The organism is Nocardiopsis sp. NPDC050513, from assembly GCF_044457925.1.
In the GTDB taxonomy this organism is placed as follows: Bacteria; Actinomycetota; Actinomycetes; order Streptosporangiales; family Streptosporangiaceae; genus Nocardiopsis.
In genome coordinates this window covers 70,918-97,468 of sequence record NZ_JBITHK010000012.1, presented here as the reverse complement: position 1 = coordinate 97,468, position 26,551 = coordinate 70,918, and the positions used below count along the sequence as shown (strand labels likewise).

General features: G+C 72.3%; 19 protein-coding genes. 5 read left to right on the top strand and 14 right to left on the bottom strand.

The window, feature by feature from the left end; genetic code table 11:
- Positions 1–61 precede the first annotated feature (61 nt).
- A complete protein-coding gene (locus tag ACIBFB_RS20830; RefSeq protein WP_397232535.1) occupies positions 62–961 on the top strand; it encodes a transposase in 900 nt (299 codons plus the stop codon).
- Positions 962–988: 27 nt separating this feature from the next.
- On the opposite strand, the gene ACIBFB_RS20825 is transcribed toward ACIBFB_RS20830, so the two are convergent.
- Positions 989–3,220: an MMPL family transporter gene (locus tag ACIBFB_RS20825; protein WP_397232532.1), complete on the bottom strand. Its 2,232-nt coding sequence runs from the start codon at positions 3,218–3,220 to the stop codon at positions 989–991.
- Between the two features lie 151 nt (positions 3,221–3,371).
- Here ACIBFB_RS20825 and ACIBFB_RS20820 point away from each other — a divergent pair, with 151 nt between their 5' ends.
- Both ACIBFB_RS20820 and ACIBFB_RS20815 read left to right on the top strand, forming a co-directional pair.
- Positions 3,372–4,163, top strand: coding sequence for a TetR/AcrR family transcriptional regulator (locus ACIBFB_RS20820; protein WP_397232530.1), 792 nt, complete (start codon positions 3,372–3,374; stop codon positions 4,161–4,163).
- 751 nt (positions 4,164–4,914) lie between these two features.
- Complete coding sequence (locus ACIBFB_RS20815; RefSeq protein WP_397232527.1) at positions 4,915–5,760, top strand: neutral zinc metallopeptidase; 846 nt, start codon at positions 4,915–4,917, stop codon at positions 5,758–5,760.
- 54 nt (positions 5,761–5,814) lie between these two features.
- On the opposite strand, the gene ACIBFB_RS20810 is transcribed toward ACIBFB_RS20815, so the two are convergent.
- From ACIBFB_RS20810 to ACIBFB_RS20775, 8 genes are all read right to left on the bottom strand, one after another.
- Entirely contained in the window at positions 5,815–7,212 is a 1,398-nt protein-coding gene (locus ACIBFB_RS20810; RefSeq protein ID WP_397232525.1) for an FAD-dependent oxidoreductase, read from the bottom strand.
- A 115-nt stretch (positions 7,213–7,327) separates the two neighbouring features.
- Positions 7,328–9,244 (bottom strand): 1-deoxy-D-xylulose-5-phosphate synthase, encoded by a 1,917-nt coding sequence (dxs, locus tag ACIBFB_RS20805; protein ID WP_397232523.1) that lies wholly within the window; start codon positions 9,242–9,244, stop codon positions 7,328–7,330.
- Between the two features lie 281 nt (positions 9,245–9,525).
- Positions 9,526–10,296: a sulfite exporter TauE/SafE family protein gene (locus ACIBFB_RS20800; RefSeq protein ID WP_397232521.1), complete on the bottom strand. Its 771-nt coding sequence runs from the start codon at positions 10,294–10,296 to the stop codon at positions 9,526–9,528.
- Between the two features lie 59 nt (positions 10,297–10,355).
- Positions 10,356–11,591: a styrene monooxygenase/indole monooxygenase family protein gene (locus tag ACIBFB_RS20795; RefSeq protein WP_397232519.1), complete on the bottom strand. Its 1,236-nt coding sequence runs from the start codon at positions 11,589–11,591 to the stop codon at positions 10,356–10,358.
- Positions 11,592–11,823: 232 nt separating this feature from the next.
- On the bottom strand, positions 11,824–13,104 hold the full coding sequence (locus ACIBFB_RS20790) for a sugar ABC transporter permease (protein WP_397232517.1): 1,281 nt from the start codon (positions 13,102–13,104) through the stop codon (positions 11,824–11,826).
- Positions 13,104–13,901: an ATP-binding cassette domain-containing protein gene (locus ACIBFB_RS20785; RefSeq protein WP_397232515.1), complete on the bottom strand. Its 798-nt coding sequence runs from the start codon at positions 13,899–13,901 to the stop codon at positions 13,104–13,106. Before ACIBFB_RS20785 ends, ACIBFB_RS20790 begins: the two co-directional genes overlap by 1 nt.
- A gap of 85 nt (positions 13,902–13,986) precedes the next feature.
- Positions 13,987–15,132 (bottom strand): sugar ABC transporter substrate-binding protein, encoded by a 1,146-nt coding sequence (locus ACIBFB_RS20780; protein WP_397232513.1) that lies wholly within the window; start codon positions 15,130–15,132, stop codon positions 13,987–13,989.
- Between the two features lie 318 nt (positions 15,133–15,450).
- Positions 15,451–16,626 carry an ROK family protein gene (locus tag ACIBFB_RS20775; RefSeq protein WP_397232511.1) on the bottom strand — a complete coding sequence of 392 codons (1,176 nt, stop codon included), beginning with the start codon at positions 16,624–16,626 and terminating at the stop codon, positions 15,451–15,453.
- Between the two features lie 110 nt (positions 16,627–16,736).
- Here ACIBFB_RS20775 and ACIBFB_RS20770 point away from each other — a divergent pair, with 110 nt between their 5' ends.
- A complete protein-coding gene (locus tag ACIBFB_RS20770) occupies positions 16,737–17,360 on the top strand; it encodes a uridine kinase (protein WP_397232509.1) in 624 nt (207 codons plus the stop codon).
- 19 nt (positions 17,361–17,379) lie between these two features.
- Here ACIBFB_RS20770 and ACIBFB_RS20765 read toward each other — a convergent pair whose 3' ends face one another.
- Positions 17,380–18,252 carry an alpha/beta hydrolase gene (locus ACIBFB_RS20765; RefSeq protein ID WP_397232507.1) on the bottom strand — a complete coding sequence of 291 codons (873 nt, stop codon included), beginning with the start codon at positions 18,250–18,252 and terminating at the stop codon, positions 17,380–17,382.
- Positions 18,253–18,392: 140 nt separating this feature from the next.
- Here ACIBFB_RS20765 and ACIBFB_RS20760 point away from each other — a divergent pair, with 140 nt between their 5' ends.
- A complete protein-coding gene (locus tag ACIBFB_RS20760) occupies positions 18,393–19,067 on the top strand; it encodes a TetR/AcrR family transcriptional regulator (RefSeq protein WP_397232505.1) in 675 nt (224 codons plus the stop codon).
- Positions 19,068–19,083: 16 nt separating this feature from the next.
- Here ACIBFB_RS20760 and ACIBFB_RS20755 read toward each other — a convergent pair whose 3' ends face one another.
- The 4 genes from ACIBFB_RS20755 to ACIBFB_RS20740 form a co-directional block, all read right to left on the bottom strand.
- Positions 19,084–19,761 (bottom strand): potassium channel family protein, encoded by a 678-nt coding sequence (locus ACIBFB_RS20755; RefSeq protein ID WP_397232503.1) that lies wholly within the window; start codon positions 19,759–19,761, stop codon positions 19,084–19,086.
- 105 nt (positions 19,762–19,866) lie between these two features.
- Complete coding sequence (locus ACIBFB_RS20750) at positions 19,867–22,092, bottom strand: serine/threonine protein kinase (RefSeq protein WP_397232501.1); 2,226 nt, start codon at positions 22,090–22,092, stop codon at positions 19,867–19,869.
- Positions 22,093–22,419: 327 nt separating this feature from the next.
- The gene (gene acnA, locus ACIBFB_RS20745) at positions 22,420–25,134 is read right to left on the bottom strand and encodes an aconitate hydratase AcnA (protein ID WP_397232499.1); all 2,715 of its coding nucleotides are present in this window, start codon (positions 25,132–25,134) and stop codon (positions 22,420–22,422) included.
- A 375-nt stretch (positions 25,135–25,509) separates the two neighbouring features.
- Positions 25,510–26,445 (bottom strand): LLM class F420-dependent oxidoreductase, encoded by a 936-nt coding sequence (locus ACIBFB_RS20740; RefSeq protein ID WP_397232497.1) that lies wholly within the window; start codon positions 26,443–26,445, stop codon positions 25,510–25,512.
- Positions 26,446–26,551 lie beyond the last annotated feature (106 nt).

The window sequence follows — 26,551 nt, the reverse complement described above, 5'->3', positions numbered from 1 at the left end:
TCGTTGATGGGGGTTTCCCGGAACTCCTGCGGACATGGCGAAGGGCGTCAAGGATCAGAGTGTGACCAATGACCTCGACGCCCTTCTGACAGCACTCTACGTCCATCTGGACGATGACGTGATCCCTTCACGCGAACAGCCCCGCAAACGCGGCCCCCGGCCACTGCTCACCGACGCCGAACTCGTGTGCGTGGCCGTAGCCCAGGTCCTGCTGCGCCACGACTCCGAACGCCACTGGATGCGCGCCGCCCGCACCAGGATCGGTCACCTGTTCCCCCGCCTGCCCGGCCAGTCCGAGTACAACCGGCGCCTGAGGGATCTGGCCCCGACCCTGTTCACCGTGGCTCTGTGGTTGGCCCGCCAGGCCCCGACCTGGTGGGAGAACCTGAGGTTGATGGACGGCACCCCAGTACGGTGCGGGGCCTCCAGGGTCACGGTGGACCGGTCGATGCTGGGCGAGATCGCCGGATACGGGCGGGACGTGTCCCACCACGCCTTCTACTGGGGCGCCAAGCTCATGCTGATCACCACCACTGACGGGGCGGTGTGCGCGTTCTCCCTGGCCCACCCCAAGGAGCTGGACGAACGCCAACAGGCCCTGCACCTGCTCCACGTCCAGGACTGCGCCCCGGGTCCGGCCCCGATCGTGTGCGACAAGGGCTTCGCCGGGGCCGGGATCGAGACCGCGGCGGCCGACCTGGGACACTTGCTCATCCGCCCGGTCCGCCAGGACGAGCCCGAACCCGAAGTGAAGGTGTTCCCGTCCTGGTTGCGCCAGCGGATCGAGGCGATCATCTGGACGCTGAAGAACCAGCTCGGCCTGGAGCGGCACGCCGCGCGGACCACCGAGGGGTTGTGGGCCCGGGTGTGTCAGAGGATCGCGGCGTTGAACGCGGCGATCTGGCACAACTGGCTGATCGGCGCCCCGGTCAAGCGATCACTGATCGCCTACGACCACTGACCAGGACACCAAACCCCCATCAACGATCTAGAGGCGCTCCAGGGCGCGGACGGCCCGCGGGGCGGCGGGGGCGGCCTCCCGCGGGACGTCCTCCTCCGCTCCGCCCTCGGAGATGCCCACGCGGTCGTGCAGCCAGCGCAGCGGTCGCGGCAACCACCAGTTGAGGTCGCCGAGCAGCCGCATGGTCGCGGGCACCATCACCGCCCGCACCAGCGTGGCGTCCACGACCACGGCCATGGCCAGGCCCACACCGATGATCTTCAGGAACAGCAGCCCCGAGGTGCCCATGGCCACGAGCACGACCACCAGCAGCAGCGCGGCGCTGGTGATGATCCGGGCCGTTCGCTGGAGCCCCGTCGCGACCGCGTGGGTGTTGTCCCCGGTCCGCAGGTACTCCTCGCGCACCCGGCTGAGCAGGAACAGCTCGTAGTCCATCGCCAGGCCGAATGACACGACGGTGATGAGCACCAGGTAGGTCGGGTCGATGGTGCCGACCGCGTCGAAGCCCAGCAGCCCCCCGAGCGCCCCCTCCTGGAAGGCGAGGACCACCATGCCCAGGGAGGCGCCGAGCGACAGCGCGCCCATGAGCACGGCCTTGACCGGAAGCACCACGGAGCCGAAGGCGAGGAAGAGCAGGAGCACGGTCGCGCCGGCGACGAAGCCCACGGTTGTGGGGACGGCGTCGACGATCGCCGCCACGTTGTCCAGCTGCCGCGCCGCCACGCCTCCCACGAGGGCCTCCTCCGCGCCCTCGGGCAGGGGTTCGGCCCGGATCTCCCGGACCAGCTGAGCGGTCTCCGGGTCGTCGATCTCCCCCTCGTAGGCGACCAGCACGTGCGCGACGCCGTCACCGGTGCGCTCGACCTGGGAGAGCGCCACGAGCGACGACAGCCCCTCCAGGCGCTGGGCGTACTCGGCGAGGTCGTCCGGCGCGACGTCCCCGGTGACGGCGACGTGCAGGCGTCCCATCCCCCCGGCGGGGAAGTCCTCCTCCAGCGTCTGCGTGGCGATCCGGCTGGCGGCGTCCTCGGGCAGGTACCGCTGGTCCGTGGCGCCCAGCTGGGTGGCGGACAGGCCGGAGCCGAGGATCAGCAGCACGCCACCGACCGCGACCAGTGACACCGCCGGGCCCCGCATGACCGTGCGGGCCAGACCCGCCCACGCTCCGGCGCCGTCGTGGACGGCGCCGGTGACGGTGCGCGTCGGCAGGGGCAGGCGGAGCCGGTCGATCCGCCGCCCCACCAACGACAGCAGCGCGGGCAGGAACACCAGGGCCGCGAGGAGGTCGAACACGACGACGGCGATCCCGCCCCAGCCGATCGACTTCAGGATGGGCTGGGGGAAGAACAGGAGCCCCGCGAAGGCGATGCCGACGGTGACTCCGGAGAAGGCGACGGTCCGCCCCGCGGTGTCCACCGTGCGGCCGATCGCGTGGACGACGGGGTTCCCGCGGTCCAGTTCCTCCCGGAAGCGGCTGACCATGAACAGGCCGTAGTCGATCGCCAGCCCCAGACCGAGGATGGTGGCGACGTTGACCGCGAACACCGACACCTCGGTCACGTACGTCAGGGCGCGCAGCAGGGTGAGGGAGCCGAGGATGGCCAGGCCTCCGACGCTCAACGGGACCAGGCCCGCCACGACCCCGCCGAAGATGAGGACGAGCAGGAACAGCAGCACCGGCAGGGTGAACAGCTCGGCGCGCACGATGTCGCTCTCGGCGGTCGCGGACAGCTCGTCCTCCACGCCGACGGGGCCGCCCAGGTGCGTCTCCAGGGGTCCGGCCTCCAGGACCTCGGCGACCTCGGCGAACTGGTGCAGGCGGTCGGCGTGCGTCTCCCCGCTCAGGGTCACCGGCACGTAGGTGGCGTGCTGGTCCTCGGACACGAGCATGCCGCGTTCGACGTCGCTGAGGTCCTCGTCCAGGTAGACGTCGTAGGACGCGACCAGGTCCTCGGGAAGGTCGTCGGTCACGCGCTGGACGGCGGCGGCGAAGGTCGGGTTGGTCACCGGCATCTCGTCGCTGCGGAAGACGGCCACGATGTCGACGTCGTCGTGGCCCAGCTCCTCCTGGATCAGCTCGGTGGCGCGGGTGGATTCGGCGTCCGGATCCTCGAACCCGCTCTCGCTGACGTCGGAGAAGACCCCCGATCCCCAGACGACGGCGAAGACGGTGAAGAGCCCGGTGGCCACCAGCACCCACCACCGCCGGCGGTGGACGGCCAGGCCCAGTCGGCCGAACAGGCCAGCGTGTGTCGGCATGCGTCGCCCTCTCAGTGAACGAGCTTCATGGCGGTGAACGGCGTTTGCTAACGGTGTTCACTAAAGCGTGCACCCGTTACGATGTCAATATCGCCGAAGAGGACCACGGCGCCGGCGAACCGGCGCCCTGAGACGGGGTGTAGTGCAACCCATGACGAAACCGCAGGTCGCCCGAGGGCAGGCGGAACAGGGCGGGCTGAGCCGCCGGGAGCGTGTGCGCGAGGCCACACTCTCAGAGATCAAGACGATCGCCCGACGGCACCTCGTCGAACACGGCCCGTCCGGAGTCTCCCTGCGCGCCGTCGCCCGTGAGATGGGAATGACCGCGCCCGGCCTGTACCGCTACGTGTCGGGGATCGACGCCCTGCTCATCGCGATCACGGCCGACATGTTCGACGAGCTCGGCGCCGCCGTGGCCGCGGCCGACGCCAGCGTTCCCGACGAGGACACCGACCGGCGCATCCGCACGTCGCTGCGCGCCTTCCGGACCTGGGCGATCGGCCACCGCAGCGAGTTCGCGATCATGTTCGGGCCGCGCCCCCAGGTGGATCCGAACGCGGACACCGCTCCGGCGATCGAGGCCGCCCGGCGCTTCGCCGCCACCTTCTACACGCTCTTCGACCGGCTCCTGGCCGAGCGCCGCTTCGCCCTGCCCGACAGCGCGCACGTCACCCCAGAACTCGCACGCGAGCTGCGCTCCTTCGCCGAGAACTGCGGTTTCTCCGCCCCGCACATCCCGGTGGAGGCGGTCATGGTGCTCAGCTCGTGCTGGGTGCGGCTCTACGGGGTGGTGTGCATGGAGGTCTTCGACCAGATGAGCGTCGTGATGCACGACATGGAACCACTCTTCGAGTCCGAGCTTCACACCGTGTTGACGGGCCTGGGGGTGAGGTACGAGCCGCCGGAGAGTACCGCACCCACTACCATCGGTTCATCCGGTTAGGCCCCATACTGGAGGTTCGCCTTACATGCCGGATTCGCCCCCGCGGGTCCGGCTATCTCCAGCGTGTGTCGGCACGAGAGCGAGGACGGACCCCGTGGAGAACCCACCCGGCGGTGACCGGTCCGGGAGCGAGGAACCCCTGACTCGACCACCCGGACCGGACGACACCGCCCCCAGCCCACCGGCCGCCGCCCCGGCGCCCACCCCGAACACCACCGGCCCCACCCCGACCCACTTCCCCACGGACCCCGCCCAGACCGACCCCACTCCCCCCGCCGCCCCGCCGACGACGCCTCTCCGCCAGTACCCGAACGGTCACCCGTGGACGGCTCCTCAGGCGTTCCAGGAGTTCCCGGGAGGCCGAGCGCGCCACAACCCTCAGGACACCCGGGGATTCCAACGGCCCCAGAGTCCCCCGGTGGCTCCAGCGGCGCCGGAGGACCAGGAGGCCGAGTCGTCGCCTGAGGCAACGCACGGAACCCACGCGTTCCAGTGGCCCCAGGGGGCCCAGGGGGCCCAGACGTTCCAGGGGCCCCAGGCATCTCCTGAGACCACCCCGTATGCTCAGGGGCCGCAGGGAACCCATGCGTTCCGGTGGCAACAGGGCACCCAGCGCCTTCAGGGCCCACCACCGGGCGCGCACCAGCAGTTCGGGCAGGCGTGGAACCACCACCCGGGCGGCCACCCCGGCTGGCCTCCCCCGCACACCTGGTACCCCCCGCAGCAGCCGCGCCGCCGTGGCGGCAGGAACGTGCTGTTCGGCACGGCGGTCGCGGCGGCGGTCGCGCTCTCGGCGCTGGCCGCGAGCGTCGTGACCGTGGTCAGCACCCCCCGGGAGGAGCCCTCGGCGGGCGGAGCCGACGTCTCCCTGTACTACGAGGCCGCCCTGACCGCGGCCCCGAACCCGGTGGAGGTCGACCTCGTCGACCACCCCCTGTACTCCGTCGCCATGCCCACGACGGTCGAGTGCGACCCGCCCGACCTGGACATGGACTCCGACGAGTCCTGGGAGGCGTTCGCCGACGCGACCGGGGAGTGCCTGGACACGCTGTGGGAACCGGTGATGACCGACCTCGGGCTCCACGCCGAGACACCGGACATCACGGTCACCCGCGAGTCCCCCGACTCGGGCGACGAGGACGGCTACACGCTCGCCTACTACGAGAGCGACTACACCCGCATCACCGTCGTCCTGCCCAACGTCCGCGAACTCGGCGCGTTCGTCCCCGACGAGGACCAGGAGGAGGTCTGGGTGGCCCTCATGGGGCACGAGTACGGTCACCACGTCCAGTTCGCGACCGGCATCCTCGACCTCTCCCACGAGCGGCAGCTCGGGTCCAAGGACGAGGCCGAGCAGCTGGAGGCGCTGCGCCGGACCGAGCTCCAGGCCGAGTGCATGGCCGGGGTCGGTCTGCGGGCGATCATGGACGGCGACGCCGGGGCCCTGGGCGTCGTCAACGAGCACTTCAACGCCGGCGGCGACCTGGACACCCACGGCAGCGCGGTCAACCGGTCGTTCTGGCTGGAGGAGGGCTGGTCGCGCGAGACCGTGGAGGGCTGCAACACCTACGGCGCCGAGGCGCGCCGGGTCTCCTGAGCACCGCGCCCGGGCCCCCGCACGATCCGCGGCGGAGGCGGGGCCCGGCCGGGCTCATCCGCCCTCGATGACCTCGCGGTAGGCGCCCCAACCGTGCAGCTTGACCCTTTCCCCGCGGTCGAGCCGTTCGGCCTGCTCGGCCTCGGCGCTGTCGATGCGCAACCAGTCGCCGTACCCGCTGTGCTCGATCCCCAGCCCGTCCAGGAGCGCCTCCAACGGGACCAGGTCCGGCGCGGCCGAGCGCAGTGTCGGCGCGTCGTCGAGGAGGGAGCGGACGGTTCCCGCGGCGTCGGACTTGTTCGTGCCGATCACCCCGGTGGCGCCGCGCTTGATCCACCCGGCCACGTAGTCGCCCGGGACCGGGCGGCCTCCCGTGTCCAGCACCCGGCCCGCCTCCTGCGGGACCGTCCGCTCGACCGGGTCGAAGGGGACGCCGGGCAGCGGCACCCCCGCGTACCCCACCGACCGGAGCACCATCCCGACGTCGAGTCCGGTGGTCTCCCCGGTGCCCGCCAGGTGCCCGTCGGGGTCCAGGCGGGTGTGCTCCAACCGGACACCGGTGACCCGGTCGGTCCCCAGGATCCGCTCCGGACGCACCCAGAAGTGCAGCCGGACACGACGCGGACACCCGCGCGGGGCACGCCGCGCCTGGTCGGACAGCAGCCGCAGGTTGGTGCGCGCCGCCCGGGCCACCTGGTGCATCTCGGGGGCGGGACCGCCCACGTCGGCGGGGTCGATGTCGACCTGGTCGGCGGGCACGACCACGTCCACGTCCGGCAGGGCGAGCAGGTCGCGCAGCTCGGGCGCGGTGAACTTCGCCTGGAGCGGACCGCGCCGGGCCAGCAGGTGGACGACGCGCACGCTGCTGGCGGCCAGCGCCTCCAGGACGGGCTGGGGGATGTCGGTGTGCCGGAGTTCGTCGGCGGTCTTGACCAGGATGCGCGCCACGTCCAGTGCCACGTTGCCCGCCCCGACCACGGCGACCTCCTCCGTGCCCAGGACGAACCGCTCCAGTTCGCTGTCGGGGTGGCCGCAGTACCAGTTGACGAAGTCGGTGGCGGCGACGCTCCCGGGCAGGTCCTCGCCGGGGACGCCCAGTCGGCGGTCGACGCTGGCGCCGGTCGCGTAGACCACGGCGTGGTGCGTGCGGGCCAGGTGGGCACGGGTGAGGGTCGTCCCGAACTCGACCCCGCCGACGAAGCGCACGTGCGGGTGCTCCAGGACCTTGCGCAGCGCGCGGGCCACGCCCTTGATCTTGGTGTGGTCGGGGGCCACGCCGTAGCGGACCAGACCGTAGGGGGTGGGCAGCCGGTCCATGACGTCCACCCGGACAGGAACGCGGCTCTGCCGGATGAGCGCGTCGGCCGCGTAGATGCCCGCCGGCCCGGATCCGATCACCGCCACCCGGAGCGGCTCGGCGGTGCGCTGCTGGTCGGGGTCGGGAACGGTCATGGGTCCATTCTGACAGTTCCGGGGCCCGCACCGGGTGCGCGTGGAGGGTGTCCCCGCATCGGGGACACCCTCGTTCGCCTGGATCCGGCGGGGTCGGGCGGGCTCGGGCCTCCGGTCAGGGCGCGGCCACGGGGGCGGCGGCGGACTCGGTGTGACGGGAGACGGTCTCGGTGAGCTTGCGGGAGAGCTCCTGGGGGGTCAGGCCCTGCTGTTCGAGGATGCGGTCGCGCTTGGCGTGGTCGAGGAACTCCTGCTCGATGCCGAAGGTGCGCACGGGCACGTCGACGTCGTTGTCGCGCAGGAGGCGGGCGACGGCGTCACCGACGGCGCCGGTGCGGCCGTTGTCCTCGACGACCGCCACCACGCGGTGCTCGGCCGCCTCGGCGACCAGGGCCGTGTCCAGGGGCTTGACCCACATCGGGTCGACGACGGTGACGCCGATGCCCTGGTCGGCCATCCGGTCGGCGACCTCGCAGGCGACCTGGGCCATGCTGCCGACGCCCACGAGGAGCAGGTCCTTGGAGCGGCCGCCCTCGGTGGCCCGGCGCAGCAGGTCCATGGATCCGACCTGGCCGATCGCGTCGAGGTGCTCGGCGACCGCGCCCTTGGGGTAGCGCACGACGGTGGGGGCGTCCTCGACGGCGACGGCCTCGCGCAGGAGGCGGCGCAGGCGTTGGGCGTCGCGCGGGGCGGCCAGGCGCAGACCCGGCACGACCTGGAGGATCGACAGGTCCCACATGCCGTTGTGGCTGGCGCCGTCGTTGCCGGTCACCCCGGCGCGGTCCAGGCAGAAGGTGACGCCCTGCCGGTGCAGCGCGGCGTCCATGAGGACCTGGTCGAAGCACCGGTTGAGGAAGGTGGCGTAGACGGCGACCACGGGGTGGAGGCCGTTCATGGCCATGCCGGTGGCGGCGGTGGCGGCGTGCTGCTCGGCGATGCCGACGTCGAAGCAGCGGTCGGGGTAGGCGGCGGCGAACTTGTTCAGCCCCGTGGGGTAGAGCATGGCCGCGGTGATGGCGACGACGTCCTCGCGCTCGGCGCCGATCTCCACCATGGTCTCGCCGAAGACCGACGTCCACTTCTCGGCTTTGGGGCCGGGTTTGGCCTGGCCGGTGTCGACGTCGAAGGGGCCGGGGGCGTGGAACTGGTCCTCGTCGTGGTTCTCGGCGGGGGCGTAGCCCTTGCCCTTCTGCGTGATGCAGTGGACGATCACGGGTCCGCCGAAGTCGCGGGCGCGGCGCAGCGCCTTCTCCAGGGCGGGCTCGTCGTGCCCGTCGATGGGGCCGAGGTACTTCAGCCCCAGGTCCTCGAACATCATCTGCGGCTGGAGCGCGTCCTTGACGCCCTTCTTCAGGCCGTGCAGGGCCTCGTACAGCGGCTGGCCGACGACGGGCGTCCGGTTGAGCGTGCTCTTCGCCAGGTCCAGGGCCTGCTCGTAGCCGGGGGTCAGGCGCAGCGAGGCCAGGTGGTCGGCGATCCCGCCCCGGGTGGGCGAGTAGGAGCGGCCGTTGTCGTTGACCACGATGACCAGGCGCCGGTTCTTCCTCTCGGCGATGTTGTTGAGCGCCTCCCAGGCCATGCCGCCGGTGAGGGCGCCGTCGCCGATCACGGCGACCACGGTGCGGTCGTCGCGGCCCCTGACCTCGTTGGCCCTGGCCATGCCGTCGGCGTAGGACAGGGCGGTGGAGGCGTGCGAGTTCTCGATGAAGTCGTGCTCGGACTCGGCCCGGGACGGGTACCCGGACAGGCCGCCCTCGGACTTGAGGTCGGTGAAGTCGTGGCGGCCGGTGAGCACCTTGTGCGCGTAGGCCTGGTGACCGGTGTCGAAGAGGATGGGGTCCTTGGGCGAGTCGAAGACCCGGTGCAGGGCGATGGTCAGTTCGACGACGCCGAGGCTGGGGCCGAGGTGGCCGCCGGTCTGCGCACAGGAGTCGACCAGGAAGTCTCTGATCTCCCGCGCCAGCGTTGGAAGCTGGTCGGCCGGGAGCTTCTTGAGAGCTTCCGGATTGTGTATCGACTCGAACAGTGCCACTGTCTCGTCAGTCCCCTCGTCCAACGTGTCCGCGTGAGTTTGCCGTCTTTGGCCGCTGGCCTGGCCCGGAATTGGCTACCGGCAGGTATACATACCCGAGTCTATGAGCCCGTGTCCACGGGTCGCACCCGGGACGCGAACGGGTCGGCGTGCCCGGTCGGAGCCGCCTGCGCCCCCGGAGGGCTCCGGGTCGGCGGCGCGTGCGCGGACACCGGCCCCACACGGTTTTTCCGGGTACATTACTCGCTCCGGAGTGTGCCGTTGCCCCTCCTCCACCGACGCTAACCGAGGACGGCCCTCGTGAGCAGGCCGATCGCCGAGACCGTGACCACACACAGCATCGCCACGCGCAGCCGCGCCGCGTCGATCCGGCGGCGCACCACGTTGCCCAGCGCGAAGCCCGCGCCGACGAACGGGATCGCGGCGACGCCGACGACGGCCGTCCGGGTGTCCAACTGCCCGCCCAGCCCGAGCGCGGCGAGCGAGACGGTCGCCCCGAGCAGGAAGAAGGCGGCCAGCGTGGCCCGCACCCGCGAGGGCGGCTCGTACTGGTAGAGCAGCGCCATCGGGGGGCCGCCGACCGACGTCGCGGTGCCCGCGAACCCGGACAGGCACCCGGCGACGACGAGGGCGGCCGGGCTGATCCGCACCCGGAAGGACCACACGGACAGCGCCACCGCCGTGAGCACCATGGCGCCGACCAGCCCGGCCAGCGCCCGGGGCGGGAGGGTGGCGACGACCCACACGCCCGCCGCCGTCCCCGGGATCCGGGCGGGCAGCCCCCAGGCCACCCCCCTCCAGTCCACGTGCCGCCACTCCTGGACCAGCGTGAACAGCGGGAGCAGGACCGCGGCGATGAGCATCGACCCCGGCATGAGCGTCGGGTCCAGGAGGGAGACGACCGGCGCCGCCACCAGCCCGAGGCCGAGTCCGACCGTGCTCTGCACGGCCGCCCCCGCGAGGACGGCCGATCCGGCCAGCAGGACGAAGACCCAGGTGTCCGCGGCGCCGAGCGGCCCGAGGGAGACGGGTTCCAGGAGCGCTGTGTTCATCAGGGGCAGACGCTATATGTCGACCCATCCGGTCGGGATTGGCAGGTCGGTTCATGGGATCACCAGGCGTGCGCGCGCCTGCGCACGTCGTCGGTGTACTCCATGGCCCGCTCGGGGTGCAGGAACCAGTCGATGAGGCCGCTCGGGTCGCTGAAGGAGTCGGCGAACCGGTCGGCGGTCGGCTGGTGCTCACCGGCCAGCCGGAAGAGCTCCCACACGTGCCGGGGCCCGGAGAGCATGACCCTGCTCCACGCGGTCACGTGCCGGGCCTGCCGCCAGTACGAGGCGAAGGCCCGGCGCATGAAGGCCTCGTCGAACGGCCGGGCGCCGTGGTCGACGATCGCGCGGCGGTAGACGTCGGCGCACAGGGAGGCCATGTTCGCCCCCTGCGCGGTGACGGGGTCGTTGGTGACCACGGTGTCGGCCATGCCCAGCACCGCGGTGCCGCGGGGCAGGCGGGCGACGGGCTCGCGGACCACCGGGGCGTAGGCGCCGCGCAGGGTGGCTCCGGGGTCGGCGGGCCGGGCCCGGGCGAAGCGCTCGTGTTCCCAGGGCGCGTGCTCGCGCAGGAGGTCCGAGAGTCCGTCGAACACCTCCTCGGCGGGCGCGTCGGGGGCCGTGGGACGGTCCATCGGCCCTCCCGGCACGGCCTCGACCATCACCGCGTGGCACGGCCCGGCCAGCGAGTACGTGGGCAGGACCATCACCTCCCCGACCCCGGGGAGCGCGGTGCGGCTGAGGACGGCGCCCGCGGGATGGGGGTCGGCGCCGGTGACGTAGGCGACCGCCAGAGTGCGCCGGGGAACGTCGGAGGCCGCGCGTGCGGCGTCCCGCGGGAAGATCCGGGCCGTCTCGCCCCGTCCCGCGGCGACGACGGTGAGGTCGTGGTCGCGGGCGAGGTCCTCCAGTTCCCCGACCGTGACGCGGCGGCGGAGGAACCGGCCGCCGTCGCGGACGAACCGCTCCAGCCACGCGGAGAGGCTGAGCCGCTGGTCGACGGACTGCGCGGGCTCGTCCAACCGGCCGACCCAGGACACGTCGGGGTCCGCCGTTCCCGTGACCCTGACCCCGACCCCCTCGATGCGCGGCGCGCGGTCGTGCCAGAGGGACAGCCCGTGGCGCCGTTCGCGGCGCAGGGCGGGCCCGAAGAGGCACTGGGTGGACAGCACCGGGCCCGCGCGCAGCTCCTCCGGGCCGCGCGGGCTGACCAGCGTCACGTCGTAGTCCTCGGCGAGCAGGCCGATGCCGAGCTGGAGGCCCGACGGGCCCGCTCCGATGACGAGGATCCTTCGCATGCTCTTCCCCCTGGGGTACGCGCCGGTCGGTCGCGACGAACGTAACAGCGGCCGCGCCCGGGTCCCGTCCGGGTCCGGGTTCCGCGCACGGCGCCGGGGTCACCCGCGCACACGCGAGGACCCCGGTCCGGCGGGAGGTCCGGACCGGGGTCGGGGCGGCCGGGAGTGGAGGGGGCCGCCCGGAGGGAGACGGGGCGAGGACGCGCGACCGGACCGGCGCCCGCCCCGTCCGCTAGGCGCCGCCCCGGGCGTGGGTCTTGCGACCGCGCCGGGAGACCGCGTCCAGGATGACCGCGATCAGCAGGACCGCCGCGGTGATCATGAACCGGACCGAGGTGTCCATCTGGAGCAGCAGCAGGCCGGAGGTGATCGCGCCCAGGACCAGGCCGCCCAGGAGGGCGGAGTAGGCGTTGCCGCGACCGCCGAAGAGGCTGGTCCCGCCGATGACCGCCGCGGCGATGGCCATCATCAGCTCGGCCCCGCCGCCGGTGGACACGCTGGCCGCGAAGTTGCGCGAGACCAGCATGATCCCGCCGAGCGCCGCCAGCACGGACGCGATGCCGAACACCGACACGCGGATGAGGTCCACGTTGACGCCCGCGCGCCGGGCCGCCTCGGCGTTGCCGCCGACCGCGTAGACCATGCGCCCGTAGCGGGTCTTGCGCAGGACCAGGTCCAGCAGGACCACGAACCCGACGAAGATGAGGAAGGCCAGCGGGACCCCGTTGTACTGGTTGAGCATCCACACGCCGCCGGTCAGCGGGAGCGCCAGCAGCGCGGTCCGCGCCAGGACCTCGGCCGGCGCGCGGTGCGGCAGGCCGGACCGGCGCCTGCGGCGCTCGGCGGTCAGGACGGACACCAGGTACAGGGCCAGAGTCGCGGCGACGATGACCCAGCCCAGGAACGGGACGAAGTAGGTCTGGGTCAGCAGGGCGATGGGACCGCTGGAGCTGGTGTTGATGGTGCCGTCGCTGCCCATGAGGTACAGGTGCGTGCCCTGCCAGCCCAGGAGGCCCGCCAGGGTGACGACGAAGGCGGGTACGCCCACCTTGGCGAAGATCACTCCGTGCAGGAGCCCGATCAGGAGGCCGACGCCGAGGGCGGCCAGGATCGCCAGCCACTCGTTGACCCCGTGGCGTACGGCGAGCACCGCGAGCACGGCGGCGGACAGGCCTGCGACGGAGCCGATGGACAGGTCGATCTCGCCGAGCAGCAGCACCATGATCACGCCGGTGGTCATGAGGCCGATCGCGGCGATCTGCACGGTCAGGTTGGACAGGTTCTGCGGCGAGAGGAACCGGTCGTTGAGCGACTGGAAGACGACGGCGATGAGGATGAGCCCGACGATGACGGGGACCGGGCCGAGCTCGCCGCCGCGCACGTTGCGTCGGAGGGCCTGGATCCAGCCGCGCGGGGAGGCCGCGGTGACGAGCAGGCGGGGGTCGCGCGCGGCTTCGGTGGGCGCCGCTTCCGTGGCGGTGTCCTCGTGGGTGAGGTGTGTCTGCTGGGTCATCAGTGGTCCTTCGTGGCCACGGCGGAGGCGCCAGTGCGTTCGGAGCGGCGGGTGACCGGGTTGTCGGTGGCGCCGGTGATGGCGGCCACGATCTCCTCGTAGCTGGTCTCCGCGATGGGGAAGTCCCCGGCGTTGCGGCCCAGCCGCAGCACCACGGCACGGTCGGCGACCGCGCGGACGTCGGCCATGTTGTGGCTGATCAGCACCACGCCCAGGCCCTGGTCGCGCAGCCGCTCGATGAGGTCGAGCACCTGGGCGGTCTGGGCGACGCCCAGCGCGGCGGTCGGTTCGTCCAGCATGACGACGCGGGGCTGGCCCAGCAGGGAGCGGGCGATGGCGATGATCTGCCGCTGCCCCCCGGACAGGGCGGAGACGGGGATGCGCAGGTCGGGGATGCGCACCGAGAGGGAGTCCAGGAGCTCCCGGGCCCGGCTCTCCATGGCCACCTCGTCGAGGGTGCCCGGGAAGTGCAGCTGTTCGTTGCCGAGGAACAGGTTGGCGACGATGTCCAGGTTGTCGCACAGGGCGAGGTCCTGGTAGATGGTCGCGATGCCCAGCCGCTGGGCGTCGGAGGGCGAGCCGATGCTGACCGGTCGCCCGTCCCACGCGATGGTCCCGCCGTGGTCGGCGGGGTGGGCCCCGGCGATCACCTTGACCAGGGTGGACTTGCCCGCTCCGTTGTCACCGAGCAGGGCGACGACCTCTCCGGCCGCGACGTGGAAGTCGACCTCGCTGAGGGCGCGGACGGCCCCGAAGGTCTTGGAGATCCCGGACAGTTCCAGGACGGGTGTGCTCATGGTGCTGGTGTCTCTTTCCTCGCCCCGGTGGCGGGCGGGCCGGTCGGCCCCGGCCCGCCCGCCGTCGGGACGTCGCGCCGTGGACCTACAGGGCTTCCTGGCAGAACTCGGTGTCGGCGTAGTCGTCGGTGCAGATCTCCTCGATCGAGTAGAAACCGTCGGAGACGACCGTGTCGCCGATGTTCTCCTCGGTCACCGCGATCGGTTCGAGCAGGACGGACGGGACGGGCTCGCCGTCGGCGTCCTCGACGTCGGTGAGGGTGTACTCGCCCGCGTCGAGGTCCTGGCCGGTGGCCAGGGCGACCGCCATGGCGGCGGCGATCTCGGCCTCGGGGCGGATCGCCTTGTAGACGGTCATGTACTGCTCACCGGCGATGATCCGCTGGATGCCGTGCAGCTCGGCGTCCTGGCCGGTGACGGGCGGCAGGTCCTCGGTGTCGACGCCCGCGCTGCGCAGAGCGGAGATGATGCCCGAGGCCATGCCGTCGTTGGCGGAGTAGACGCCGATGATCTCGTCCACGCCCAGGGAGGTGATGGCGCCCTCCATCTGGCTGTTGGCCTGGTCGGGCGACCAGTCCGGAGTGTCGAACTCCTGGCCGATCTCGATCTGGCCGTCCAGGATCTCGTGGGCGCCCGCCTTGAAGTCGGCGGCGTTCGGGTCGGTGGGCGAGCCGTTGATCATGACGATCTGGCCGTCGCCCGCGGTGCCCTCCTGCTCGATCGCCTCCAGGAGCGCCTGCCCCTGGACCTGGCCGACGCGGACGTTGTCGAAGGACACGTACATGTCCACGCCGCCCTGGGCGAGGCGGTCGTAGGCGACGACGGGCACACCCTGGGACTGGGCCTCGTTCACGGTTCCGGCGGCCGCCTGGGAGTCGACCGCGCCGAGCACGAGCACGTCGACGCCGTCGGTCAGCATGGCCTGGGCCTGCGTCTGCTGCTCGTCCACGTCCTGGTCGGCGTTGGCGTAGGAGAGCTCGCAGTTGGGGCACAGCTCCGCGAGGGCCTCCTCGAAGTAGGGACGGTCGAAGGCCTCGTAGCGGGCGGTCTGGAGTTCGGGCAGGAGGAGGCCGACGTGGAAGCCCTCCTCCAGGCTGTGCGTCTCGCGCTCGGTTTCGCCACCGGTGGTGGTGAGGGAACCGCAGCCGGAGACGAGCAGGGCGAACGCGGCGGTGGCCGCGGGGAGGGCCAGGGTGGCCGCTCGTCGGGTGAAGGTGCGTCGTGTGCTCAACGCGGGGTGCCTCTCTGGACGGGGGATCGGTGGTGGGAACTCGCGAGTGATGCTGTGAAGTAGAACCCCACCGACAGCTTGTCGTCAACTCATGAACACATAACTGAAACATTACGAGTGCTGTGTTCACCAGTTAAAGACATCAAAAGCCCAGGTCAGAGCGGTGAACAGCGCGTGTGACATCGTGTGAAGGATACGCGGACCGATCCGCGTTCAAGCCGCGCCACCCGCTCTGACCTCGCGGTACACGGGAGGCACGACAGTGTCCACGGTACGCGTGAAGGCAAACGGAGGGTGGCGGGAAGGGTGGCGACGGGGTCAGCGCGCGACGCGCGACGCCGTCCACAGCGCCCCGTACAGGGACGCGTCCCGGCCGAGCGAGCCGGACACGAGGGTCAGATCCTCCAGGGCGCTGCCCAGGGAACCGAGCTCCATCGCCCGCCGCATCGGCTCCAGCAGCAGGTCGCCGGCCTCGGCCAGACCGCCGCCCAGGGTGACCCGGTCCGGGTTGAACAGGTTGGCGACGATGGCCATGCCCTGCCCCAGCGCTGATCCCGCCTCGGCGATGACGCGTCGGCAGCCCAGGTCGCCCGAGAGCGCGGCGGCGACGAGGCCGGTCACCCGGGGGCCGCCCGGGCCCCGGTTCACCTCGGAGTTCTGCGGCAGCATGTCCAGCAGGTAACTCGCGCCCACGAACGTCTCCAGGCAGCCGCGGTTGCCGCACCGGCACACCTGACCGCGCGGGTCGAGCGCGATGTGCCCGATCTCGCCCGCGGTGCCGCCCGCGCCCCGGAACAGCTCGCCGGACAGGACGATCCCGGCGCCCACGCCCTCCCCGATCACGAGGTGGATCAGGTTCTCGGCGCCCTCCCCCGCACCGCGCCTTCCCTCGGCCAGCGCGGCGAGGTTGGCGTCGTTCTCCGCCGCCACGGGAACGCCGAGCCGTTCGGCCAGGGCCTCGGCGGGACGGAAACCCGACCAGCGGGGCACGCAGGAGATGGCGCCCACCTCGCCGGTGCCGGGATGGAGGGGACCGGGGACCGAGGCGACCGCCGAGGACACCGTGCGCAGGTCGATCCGCGCGCGCTGGAGGGTGGTCTCGGCCAGCCAGGCGGCCCGGCGCACGCTCCGCGCGGGGTCGGCGGCGACGTCGTAGCCGATCTCCTCGCGTGCCAGGAGGTTGCCGTCGCTGTCGCCCACGCCGACCGCGACGCGGTCCGCGGTGAAGTCGACGGCCAGCACCGTGCCCGGCGGGCGCAGCAGGGTGACCGCCCGTGCCCGGCGTCCGTTGGAGGCGGTGTCCCGGACCGAGACCGTGCCCGCCGCGCGCAGGCCGCGCACGATGTTGGACACGCTCGCGGCGGACAGACCGGTGGCGCGGGCCAGTTCGGCCTGAGTGCGCGTGCCGTCCCGGCGCAGCACGTCCACCACGCGGCGCTCGTTGGCCTGACGCAGGGCGGACTGGGACCCGGGCGTCACGGTGGTGTCGGTCACCCGGTTCCCCCTCGTGATCGGTGCATGCCGCAGCGCCGAGCGCTGCTGTGAGGCATGCTACAAGGATTGAACGCAAGCGAGAACTCGGGCCCACGGCTACCCTCCTGGATGTGCCAGCAGAGAGTGTCCGGACCGGCGACGACGGGTGGGAGAACCGCCTGGCCTCGGCCGTGCTGTCCCGCGCACCGGAACGGCGGCCGCGCGTGGTCGCGGTCGAGGGCCGGTCGGGATCGGGAAAGAGCACCGTGGCCGCGCGGCTGGTCGCCGCGCTGGACCGGGCGGGCGAGCCCTCGGCCGTACTGACCATGGAGGACCTCTATCCGGGGTGGGAGGGGCTGTCGCTCGCCCACCGGTTCCTGCGGGAGTGGGTCCTGGAGCCGATCGCGCGCGGCGCACCCGTGGCCTGGCGGCGCTACGACTGGGAACTCGGCCGCTTCGGAGAGGAGTGGACGCCGCTGCCCCCGCCCCTGGCGGACGGCGCGGGCACGCTCGTCGTCGAGGGGTGCGGCTGCGGGGCCGCCCCGGTCCGCCCCCGCCTCGACCTCCTGGTCTGGGTGGCCGCGACGGACGCGGAACGGGCCCGCCGGTTGGACCGGCGCGGGGACGCGGCCCTGTACGCGCCCTACCGGGCCCTGTGGGCGCGGCAGGAGGAGGAGTTCCACGCCGAGCACCGTCCCCGGGAGCACGCGGACCTGGTCGTGGACAACTCGGGAACCGGTGCGCCCACGGGCTGAGGGGTGGTCGGCGCGGGGTTCAGTCGCCGCTGGCGCGCGCGGGAAGGTCCGCGCCCCGGACGAAGTCGGTCACGCGGTCGATCTGCTCGGGATCCTTCAGCAGGCCGTTGTGGCCCAGGCCGGTGGTGGTGACCAACCGCGCCCGGTCGCCGAAGGCCTCGCGCGCCCGCCGGGAGTGCTCCACCGGGACGACGGGGTCGTCCTCGTCGTGCAGCAGGAGCACCGGGTGGGTGAGCGCGTCCGCCCCGTACGTGGTGGAGAAGCGCTTCCACGCGGTGGCGTCCCCGCCGAAGTAGTGCCCTTCGATCGATGCCCGCAACGCCCGTGAGGTCCGCGGCCGCAGGCGGAGGGCGGACTCGAAGCCGCCGGTCACGAACGCGAAGTCGGCCATGCCAGAGAGCAGGACGACGCGGTCGGCCGCCAGTCCCCCGTACAGGGCGTGGACGGCGAACGGCGCCCCCAACGAGTGGGCGACGACGGCGTGGAACCGACCGTGGCGTGCCTGGAGCAGCTCCATGATCCTGCGGGCTTCGAGGATCGTGCCCACGCGACCGCCCGTGGCGCCGTGGCCCGGGGCGTCCCAGGCGACGGGGCTGTACCCGAGGTCGAGGAGGCGCCGCGCGATCGGCACCAGGTGGGAGGCGCGCGAACCCCAGCCGTGGACGAGCAGGACCGGGCGTTCGCCGTCGCCCCAGGCGTAGGCGGCCACGTCCCAGCCGTCCACGGCGAGCTGTGCCGTGCGCGCCCTCCGGTGCAGGTCGAGCGCGCCCGGGGAGACCGGGCGGGGCCGCGGCGGCCGGGCCCACGCCCTGCGGGCCAGGGCGCCGGCGAGGCGGGGAGCGGGAAGGGCGACCGCGTTGAGGGCGGCGCCGAGGAGAGGGGCGGTGTCCACGGTGGGCTCCTGGTGGAGGAAGAAAACAATACGAACGGTCGTATTATTTGTTTGCCATCACCGGTCCGTCAAGTGGTAGGTATCCTGGCCAGATCATCGACCGACCGTTCGCTCCCGCGACGTCCGTGGAGGCGCCGACCATGACCACCAGCACCGACGGCCGGATCCTGCGGGGCGAGCAGACGCGCCGGGCGGTGCTCAGGCGCGCGGTGGACATCGCGTCGGAGGAGGGGCTGGAGAGCCTGTCCCTGGGCCGGCTGGCCAAGGAGCTCCGGATCAGCAAGAGCGGGGTGTTCGCGCACTTCGGCTCCAAGGAGGAGCTCCAGCTCGCCGCCGTCCGCGCGGCCAGCAGGATCTACCACGACCACGTGGTGCGCGAGGCCATGGAGGCGCCCCCCGGTGTGGGCCGCCTGTGGCGGCTGTGCGCGAACAAGCTCGCCTACTCGCGCGAGCGCGTGTTCTCCGGCGGCTGCTTCTTCTACACCGTGACCGCCGAGTTCGAGTCCCGGCCGGGCCGGGTGCGCGATTCCCTGGTCAAGGCGCAGCACGCGTGGCGCGCGCTCATCGTCCGCACCGCGGAGGACGCCCGGCAACTGGGTGAGCTGGCACGGGACACCGACACCGCGCTCCTCGCCTTCGAGGTGCACGCGTTCGTGGACACGGCCAACGCGCTGTCCCTGCTGGAGGACGACCTGACCACGCCCTACGCCACGGCCAGGAAGGCCCTCGCCGCCCGGCTCGACGCGCTCGCGACCCCCGCCGCCCCGCGACCGTGGGCCGACGGGCCGGACGACGCGCTCACGCGCCCGGGCTGAGGCCGCCGACCCGTCCTCAGCCCGACGCGCCGTCCCCGTGTCCGCGGGAGGGGACCCCCACGTACACACCGACCAGCCGGGCGATGACGGTGGTGAGGTACAGCGTGCCGACCACGGACTCCACGACAGCCAGGGAGCGGACCCACGGACCCGCGGGCACGATGTCACCGTAGCCCAGCGTGACCAGGGTGACGTACGAGAAGTACATGAACCGCTGCCAGCGCATCGGTCCCTCGGGGTGGGTGGTGTCGACGAAGCTGCCGGGGGCGAGGATCTCCACCGCGCTGAACACGGCGGCGAACACGCCCCCGATGAGCAGGTAGACGCTGACGGCGGCCAGGATGAGGTCCAGACTGTGCGCCCCGCCGCGCCGGTAGACGAACTTGAGCAGCGAGTAGACGACGCCGATCTGGAAGGCGCAGACCGTGGCGAACAGGCCCAGGAGCGCCACGTCGTGCTCCGGGTCGACGGCCGCCCACACGCCGAAGAACGACAGCACGACGCCGATGACCAGGACCGGAAGCACGCGGTCGCGCTCGCCGCGGACGACGAGCAGGCCGAAGGCGATCATCCCCGCGTAGAGCATCATGTACAGCGCGGTCCAGCCCGGCCCGTGCAGCGTCAGCGGGTACCCGAACTGGAGCAACGCCACGAACAGCAGGAACAGGCCGAGGTTCGGACTGCGGTCGCCCACGGTCCCCTCCCCCGCCGTGTCCGCCGCGCGGCCGTGCCGCCGCCGCACCACGATGATGCGCCATGGAGACCGGACGCGTCAGCGCGACACCCCGGAGGGGGAGGGTCAGGAGGCGCAGATCCTGCGTGCCTGGTCCAGGTCTCCTCGGATGCGCCGCACCCCCGAGGTCAGCTCCGGCAGCCGCGCGGTGGACTGCTGCAGCTCCCACACCCGGCGGGCACGCCGGGCGGCGCCGCCGCAGAGCACCCGCAGTGCCGCGCCGGAGACGACCGCCGCCACGGCGCCGACGATGCCGACCCAGATGAGCAGGTTGGCGATCCAGTCCGGCGCGTAGTCGGTTCCGGTCATGCCCTCGGCGACGGCCAGGCCCGCCCCGACCGGAAGTCCGAAGATCGCGTACCGGGCGAACCGTACGGCGGTGTGCAGCCGCACCTGGAGACCGGTCCTGCTCACCAGGGTCTGGTGCGTGCCCTGCGCCTCGGCGAACCGCCCCTCCCAGTCGCGCTGCTGGTGGGCGAGCGCGCGCATCGTGGCCATCGAACCGTAGACCACGGCCGCGCATCCCGCGTTGGCGGGCAGCGGGCTGGCCTCGACGCGGCTCCACAGGATGTCGACCCAGTCGGACAGCTCCCTGTCGCCGCCGGTGTCGGGCCGCACCATCCGCTCCGGGTGGAGCAGGAAGGTGAGGATGAGCGCCGGGTTGGCCTCGGCGCGGGCCGAGCGCCATCCGGCCAGCTGGTCGACGAGCTGGCGGTGGAGGCCGATCCCGGCGCGTTCGGCCTCCTCCAGGTGGTCGGCGAGCTGGCGGAGGCGGCCGGGCTCGGGGCTCTGGTGGGCGTCCATGACGCGCAGGACGTCCGGGCGGGCGAGCAGCGCCATCTCGTTGGCCAGCGGCGCACCGGTGAACAGCGGCCGGGGGTCCTGGAACAGGCCGCCCAGTTCCGCCGGGGTGACGCCGCGACCGCGGAAGACCGGGGGCAGCTCGGGGCACAGCTGGGCGATGAACGAGGCGATGGCCAGGTTGGCGTCGTTGATCTGGCGGCGGAACAGGGAGCGGTCCACCGAGACGTCGCCGAGGTCGTCCATGATCCAGGCGCCGAGGGCCGCGCGTTCCTGCGGGTCGCTGAAGACGCGGACGGCGGCGTTCCAGTTCTGCTGCATGGCCGTGGCCAGGGAGCGGGTGTCGGTGAACCGGACGCCGACGAAGTGGTACGGGGGCACGCCGTCGTGGTGCGGTGCGCTCGGCGGGCGGGCGGCGCCGGTGTTCGGGCCGGTCGCGGGCGCGGGAGCGCCGGGGGCGAGCCGGGTGTAGGCGCGGGTGGGGTCCACCGGCACGGGCGGCTCCACGCGGGTCGGGTCGACCGGGACGGGCCGCTCGACGCGCGTGGGATCGACCGGGGCAGCGGCGCCGGCGTCGATCCGCGTCCGGTCCACGCCGACCCGGGTGGCCGCGTCGGCCGGCGCCTCGGGGAGGGCGGGCGGCGGGGCGGGCCGGGAGCCGTCGCCGGGCGCCGAAACGAGCTGGTTGAGCAGGGTCGCGGCGTCCGGCCGGCGGGCGGGGTCCTTGTCCAGGCAGGAGCGGACGATGTCGCGCAGGACGCCGGTGAGGGCGCCGAGCTCGGGTTCGGCGCTGAGGATCCGGGCGATGCGGGAGGCCTGGGTGGGGCCGGGGAAGGCCTCGTGTCCCGTGGCGGCGTAGACCATCACCGAGCCCCACGCGAAGATGTCCACGGCGGAGGTGAGCCGGGCCCCCTCCAGCTGTTCGGGAGCCATGTACCCGATGGTCCCGATGACCCCGCTGGCGGTGACCGAGGTGGACTCCACGGCCTTGGCGATGCCGAAGTCGATCACCCGCGGCCCGTCCGGGGCGAGCATGATGTTCTCCGGCTTCAGGTCCCGGTGCACGACCCCGGCCGCGTGGACGGCCGCCAGTGCCGTCGCCGTGGAGACCGCCAGGCGGTGCAGCTCCACACCGGTGCGCGGGCCCGCGTCGGCCACCGCGTCGTGCAGGGTGGGCCCGTCGATGAACTCCGTGGCGATCCACGGTTCGGCGGCCCCGGGATCGGCGTCGAGGATCGCGGCGATGCAGAAGCCGCTCACCCGCCGCGCCTGCTCGACCTCGGCCGTGAAGCGGCGGCGCATCTCGGCGTCCCCCGCCCAGCTGGCGTGCAGCACCTTCACGGCGGCGCGGGTGCCGTCCGGGGCCTGGCCCAGGAACACCTCTCCGAATCCGCCGCGCCCGAGTGAGCGCACCAGTCGGAAGTCGCCGACGACGCGTCCGGTGCGGTCGTGTTCCGCGCCCGGTCCGTCCTGGATCTGGGGGTCGTTCACCTTCGGCCCGTTTCTTGGTTGGGGGTCACACGGTCCTTCGACGGCGGTCGCCGCGCGGGATCCGCTCGGCGGGGCCGTCGGTGAGCGTACCGAAACCGGTCGCCGACGTCCTCACGCGACGGAGGAGGGGATCGGGCATGCGGCGAGCATACCGACCGCGTCCGATACGTGTGACGTGACCGCTACGACCGGAGTGACCGTGAGGGCCGTCCCGCCGCGTTCCCCCGCCCACGAAGGCGGGGGCCGCCACCGTCGGTCGGACGGTGGCGGCCCCCGTTGAACCGCGCGGCGCGCCGTGTGGGCGCGGGCGGAGTCGTGGGACCGCGACTACTTCGCGATGAGCTGGCGCAGCACGTACTGCAGGATGCCGCCGTTGCGGTAGTAGTCGGCCTCTCCCGGGGTGTCGATGCGCACCACGGCGTCGAACTCGACGCCGGTGTCGGTGCTGACCTTCACCGTGCTCGGGACGCGGCCCTCGTTGAGCTCGGTCACGCCGGTGATGGAGAAGGTCTCCTCGCCGGTCAGGCCGAGGGAGTCCGCGGAGTGGCCCTCCGGGAACTGGAGCGGCAGCACGCCCATGCCGATGAGGTTCGAGCGGTGGATGCGCTCGTAGGACTCGGTGATGACCGCGCGGACGCCCAGCAGGCGGGTGCCCTTGGCGGCCCAGTCACGCGAGGAGCCGGATCCGTACTCCTTGCCGCCCAGGACGACCAGCGGGACGTCCTGCGCCGCGTAGTTCTGCGCGGCGTCGTAGATGAACGAGACCGGCGCCTCGGGCTGGGTGAAGTCGCGGGTGTAGCCGCCCTCGGTGCCCGGCGCGATCTGGTTGCGCAGGCGGATGTTGGCGAACGTGCCCCGGATCATCACCTCGTGGTTTCCGCGGCGGGAACCGTAGGAGTTGAAGTCGCGGCGCTCGACGCCGTGGGACGTGAGGTACTCGGCCGCCGGGGTGCCCGGCTTGATCGCACCGGCCGGGGAGATGTGGTCGGTGGTGACCGAGTCGCCCAGCTTGGCCAGGACGCGGGCGCCGGCGATGTCGGCGACCGGGGCCGGGGTGGTGGCCATGCCCTCGAAGTACGGGGGCTTGCGGACGTAGGTGGACTCGTCCTCCCACTCGAAGGTGTTGCCGGTCGGCGTGGGCAGCGAGCGCCAGCGCTCGTCACCGGCGAACACGTCGGAGTAGGCGCTCTCGTACATGTCCGAGGCGATCGCGGAGTCCATGACCTTCTGGATCTCCTCGGCGGAGGGCCAGATGTCGGCCAGGTAGACCGGCTTGCCGTCCTTGCCGACGCCCAGCGGCTCGGTGGTGATGTCCACGTCCAGGGACCCGGCCAGCGCGTAGGCGACCACCAGCGGCGGCGAGGCCAGGTAGTTCATCTTCACGTCCGGGTTGATCCGGCCCTCGAAGTTGCGGTTGCCGGACAGGACCGCGGTGACCGCGAGGTCGTTGTCCTGGACCGCCTTGGAGATCTCCTCCGGCAGCGGGCCGGAGTTGCCGATGCAGGTGGTGCAGCCGTAGCCGACCAGGTTGAAGCCCAGCTTGTCCAGGTACGGGGTCAGGCCGGAGCGCTCGTAGTAGTCGGTGACGACCTTGGAGCCCGGGGCCATGGAGGTCTTGACCCACGGCTTGCGGGACAGGCCCTTCTCCACCGCCTTCTTGGCCAGCAGGGCGGCGCCCAGCATGACCGACGGGTTGGAGGTGTTGGTGCAGGAGGTGATCGCGGCGATGACGACGGCGCCGTGGTCGATCTCGGTCTCCGTGCCGTCGGCCATGGTGACCTTGACCGGGCGGTGCGGGCGCCCGTTGGCGGTCGTGGCCGGGGCGTCGGAGGCCGGGAAGGACTCCTCGCCCGCCTCGTCGTCGGAGACGTAGTTGTGGACGTCGTGGCGCCAGGTCGGCTTGGCCTCCGACAGGGCGATGCGGTCCTGCGGGCGCTTGGGTCCGGCGATGGACGGGACGACCTCGGCCAGGTCGAGCTCCAGGTACTCGGAGAACTCGGGCTCGGCGGACGGGTCGTGCCAGAAGCCGTTGGCCTTGGCGTAGGCCTCGGTCAGCGCGACCTGCTGCTCGGATCGGCCGGTCAGGCGCATGTAGCGGATGGTCTCGTCGTCGACCGGGAAGATCGCGGCGGTGGAGCCGAACTCCGGGCTCATGTTGCCGATGGTGGCGCGGTTGGCCAGCGGCACCGAGGCGACGCCCTCGCCGTAGAACTCGACGAACTTGCCGACCACACCGTGCTCGCGGAGCATCTCGGTGATGGTGAGCACCAGGTCGGTCGCGGTGGTGCCGGGCTTGAGCTGACCGGAGAGCTTGAAGCCGACCACGCGCGGGATGAGCATGGAGATCGGCTGGCCGAGCATGGCGGCCTCGGCCTCGATGCCGCCGACGCCCCAGCCCAGGATGCCCAGGCCGTTCTGCATGGTGGTGTGCGAGTCGGTGCCGACGCAGGTGTCGGGGTAGGCCTGGCCGCCCCGGCTCATGGTGACGCGCGCCAGGTGCTCGATGTTGGCCTGGTGCACGATGCCGGTGCCGGGCGGGACGACCTTGAACTCGTCGAAGGCGGTCTGGCCCCAGCGCAGGAACTTGTAGCGCTCGTAGTTGCGCTCGTACTCGATCTCGACGTTGCGCTCGAAGGCGTCCGGGCGGCCGAAGAGGTCGACCACGACGGAGTGGTCGATGACCAGCTCGGCCGGGGCGAGCGGGTTGATCTTGTCCGGGTCGCCGCCGAGGTCGCGCACGGCCTCGCGCATGGTGGCGAGGTCGACGACGCAGGGGACTCCGGTGAAGTCCTGCATGATCACCCGCGCGGGGGTGAACTGGATCTCCTGGCTGGGCTGGGCCTTGGCGTCCCACCCACCCAGCGCGCGGATGTGGTCCGCGGTGACGTTGGCACCGTCCTCGGTGCGCAGAAGGTTCTCCAGCAGCACCTTCAGGCTGTAGGGAAGTCGGTGGGCGCCCTGGACGGCGTCCAACCGGAAGATCTCGTACGACTCGTCGCCAACACGCAACGTGTCACGGGCGCCGAAGCTGTTCGCGGACACGGTGTCTGCCTCCTGATCTCGCCACTCTGTCCCCAGCATCCTGCCCGATCGGGCGGGCGCGGGGCGTTACTGAGGCCGCCCTCACCGGATTCCGGGGCCTCGGAGAGCCACGGGGCTGCCCTCCGCTGCCCCGGCATCCATCTCGTCCACGCTGACCTGCGACGACACCACTCGCCGCGGACCAGGCGGTCCGTTGACCGCGGGCGTCCATTCGGGGCCGGGCGTCGCGGTCACGTTCACACGCCCGTACCGGGAGCGGGTCGGGGGGAGTCCCGCTGTTATCTTGACGTCAAGGTATCCAACTTGTATCTCGATATCAAGTTATCGGGCGGCGGTCCGGGCCCCGACGCCGCCCCCCGACAACCGCCCGCGCGCTCAGCCGAGCTGCGGCACGACCTTGTCCGCCACCAGTTCCAGGTGGTCCAGGTCGGACATGTCCAGCACCTGGAGGTACACGCGCTCGGCGCCGATCGCGGCGAACGCCCCGAGCCGGTCCACCAGCTCGTCCGGGGTGCCCGCCAGCCCGTTGCGCCGGAGCTCGGAGACCTCGCGGCCGATCCGGTCGGCCCGCCGCGCGACCTCCGGCTCGTCACGACCCACGCACAGGACCTGCGCGGCCGAGTAGACCATGGGGGCGGTCCGCCCGGAGGCGCGCACCGCCGCCCGGGTGCGCTCGAAGGCCGCGGAGGTGTCCTCGACCGAGCCGAACGGCACGTTGTACTCGTCTGCGAACTTGGCCGCCAGGCGCGGCGTGCGCTTGGGACCGGTCCCGCCGATGACCACGGGAGGGTGCGGGGCCTGCTGGGGCTTGGGCAGCGCGGGACCCTCCGCCAGCCGGTAGTGCTTGCCCTCGTAGCGGAAGGTCTCCCCCACCGGTGTGGACCACAGACCGGTGATGATGTCCAGCTGCTCCTCGTAGCGGTCGAAGCGCTCGCGGGCCGCGACCGGGAAGGGGATGCCGTAGGCCGCGTGCTCGTCCTCGTACCAGCCCGCGCCGAAACCGAAGTCGACGCGGCCGCCGCTCATCCGGTCCACCTGGGCGACGGCGATGGCGAGCGGACCGGGGTAGCGGAAGGTCGCGGCGGTCATCAGCGTGCCGAGCCGGATCCGGGACGTCTCGCGGGCCAGCCCCGCCAGGGTGATCCAGGCGTCGGTCGGTCCGGGCAGGCCGCTGACGCGGTCGCCCATGTGCAGGTAGTGGTCGGAGCGGTAGACGGCGTCGAAGCCCAGCTCCTCAGCCGCGCGGGCGACGGCGAGCTGGTCCTCGTAGGTGGCCCCCTGTTGGGGCTCAAGGAAGATCCTCAGGCGCATACGCCCCATTTTCTCCCACCCCCGAGCGCGTACGGACATCCGGCGCGCGGGTGCGGCCGAAAAGGAGGACCCGGCGGCACGTGTGACACAACTCACCATCACCGCG

Excerpts from the sequence above, each read along its gene's own strand:
- ACIBFB_RS20790 (WP_397232517.1), bottom strand. The coding sequence starts at position 13,104 with ATGACCCAGCAGACACACCTCACCCACGAGGACACCGCCACGGAAGCG.
- ACIBFB_RS20820 (WP_397232530.1), top strand. The coding sequence starts at position 3,372 with ATGACGAAACCGCAGGTCGCCCGAGGGCAGGCGGAACAGGGCGGGCTG.
- ACIBFB_RS20825 (WP_397232532.1), bottom strand. The coding sequence starts at position 3,220 with ATGCCGACACACGCTGGCCTGTTCGGCCGACTGGGCCTGGCCGTCCAC.
- ACIBFB_RS20740 (WP_397232497.1), bottom strand. The coding sequence starts at position 26,445 with ATGCGCCTGAGGATCTTCCTTGAGCCCCAACAGGGGGCCACCTACGAG.
- ACIBFB_RS20760 (WP_397232505.1), top strand. The coding sequence starts at position 18,393 with ATGACCACCAGCACCGACGGCCGGATCCTGCGGGGCGAGCAGACGCGC.
- ACIBFB_RS20785 (WP_397232515.1), bottom strand. The coding sequence starts at position 13,901 with ATGAGCACACCCGTCCTGGAACTGTCCGGGATCTCCAAGACCTTCGGG.
- ACIBFB_RS20810 (WP_397232525.1), bottom strand. The coding sequence starts at position 7,212 with ATGACCGTTCCCGACCCCGACCAGCAGCGCACCGCCGAGCCGCTCCGG.
- ACIBFB_RS20795 (WP_397232519.1), bottom strand. The coding sequence starts at position 11,591 with ATGCGAAGGATCCTCGTCATCGGAGCGGGCCCGTCGGGCCTCCAGCTC.
- ACIBFB_RS20800 (WP_397232521.1), bottom strand. The coding sequence starts at position 10,296 with ATGAACACAGCGCTCCTGGAACCCGTCTCCCTCGGGCCGCTCGGCGCC.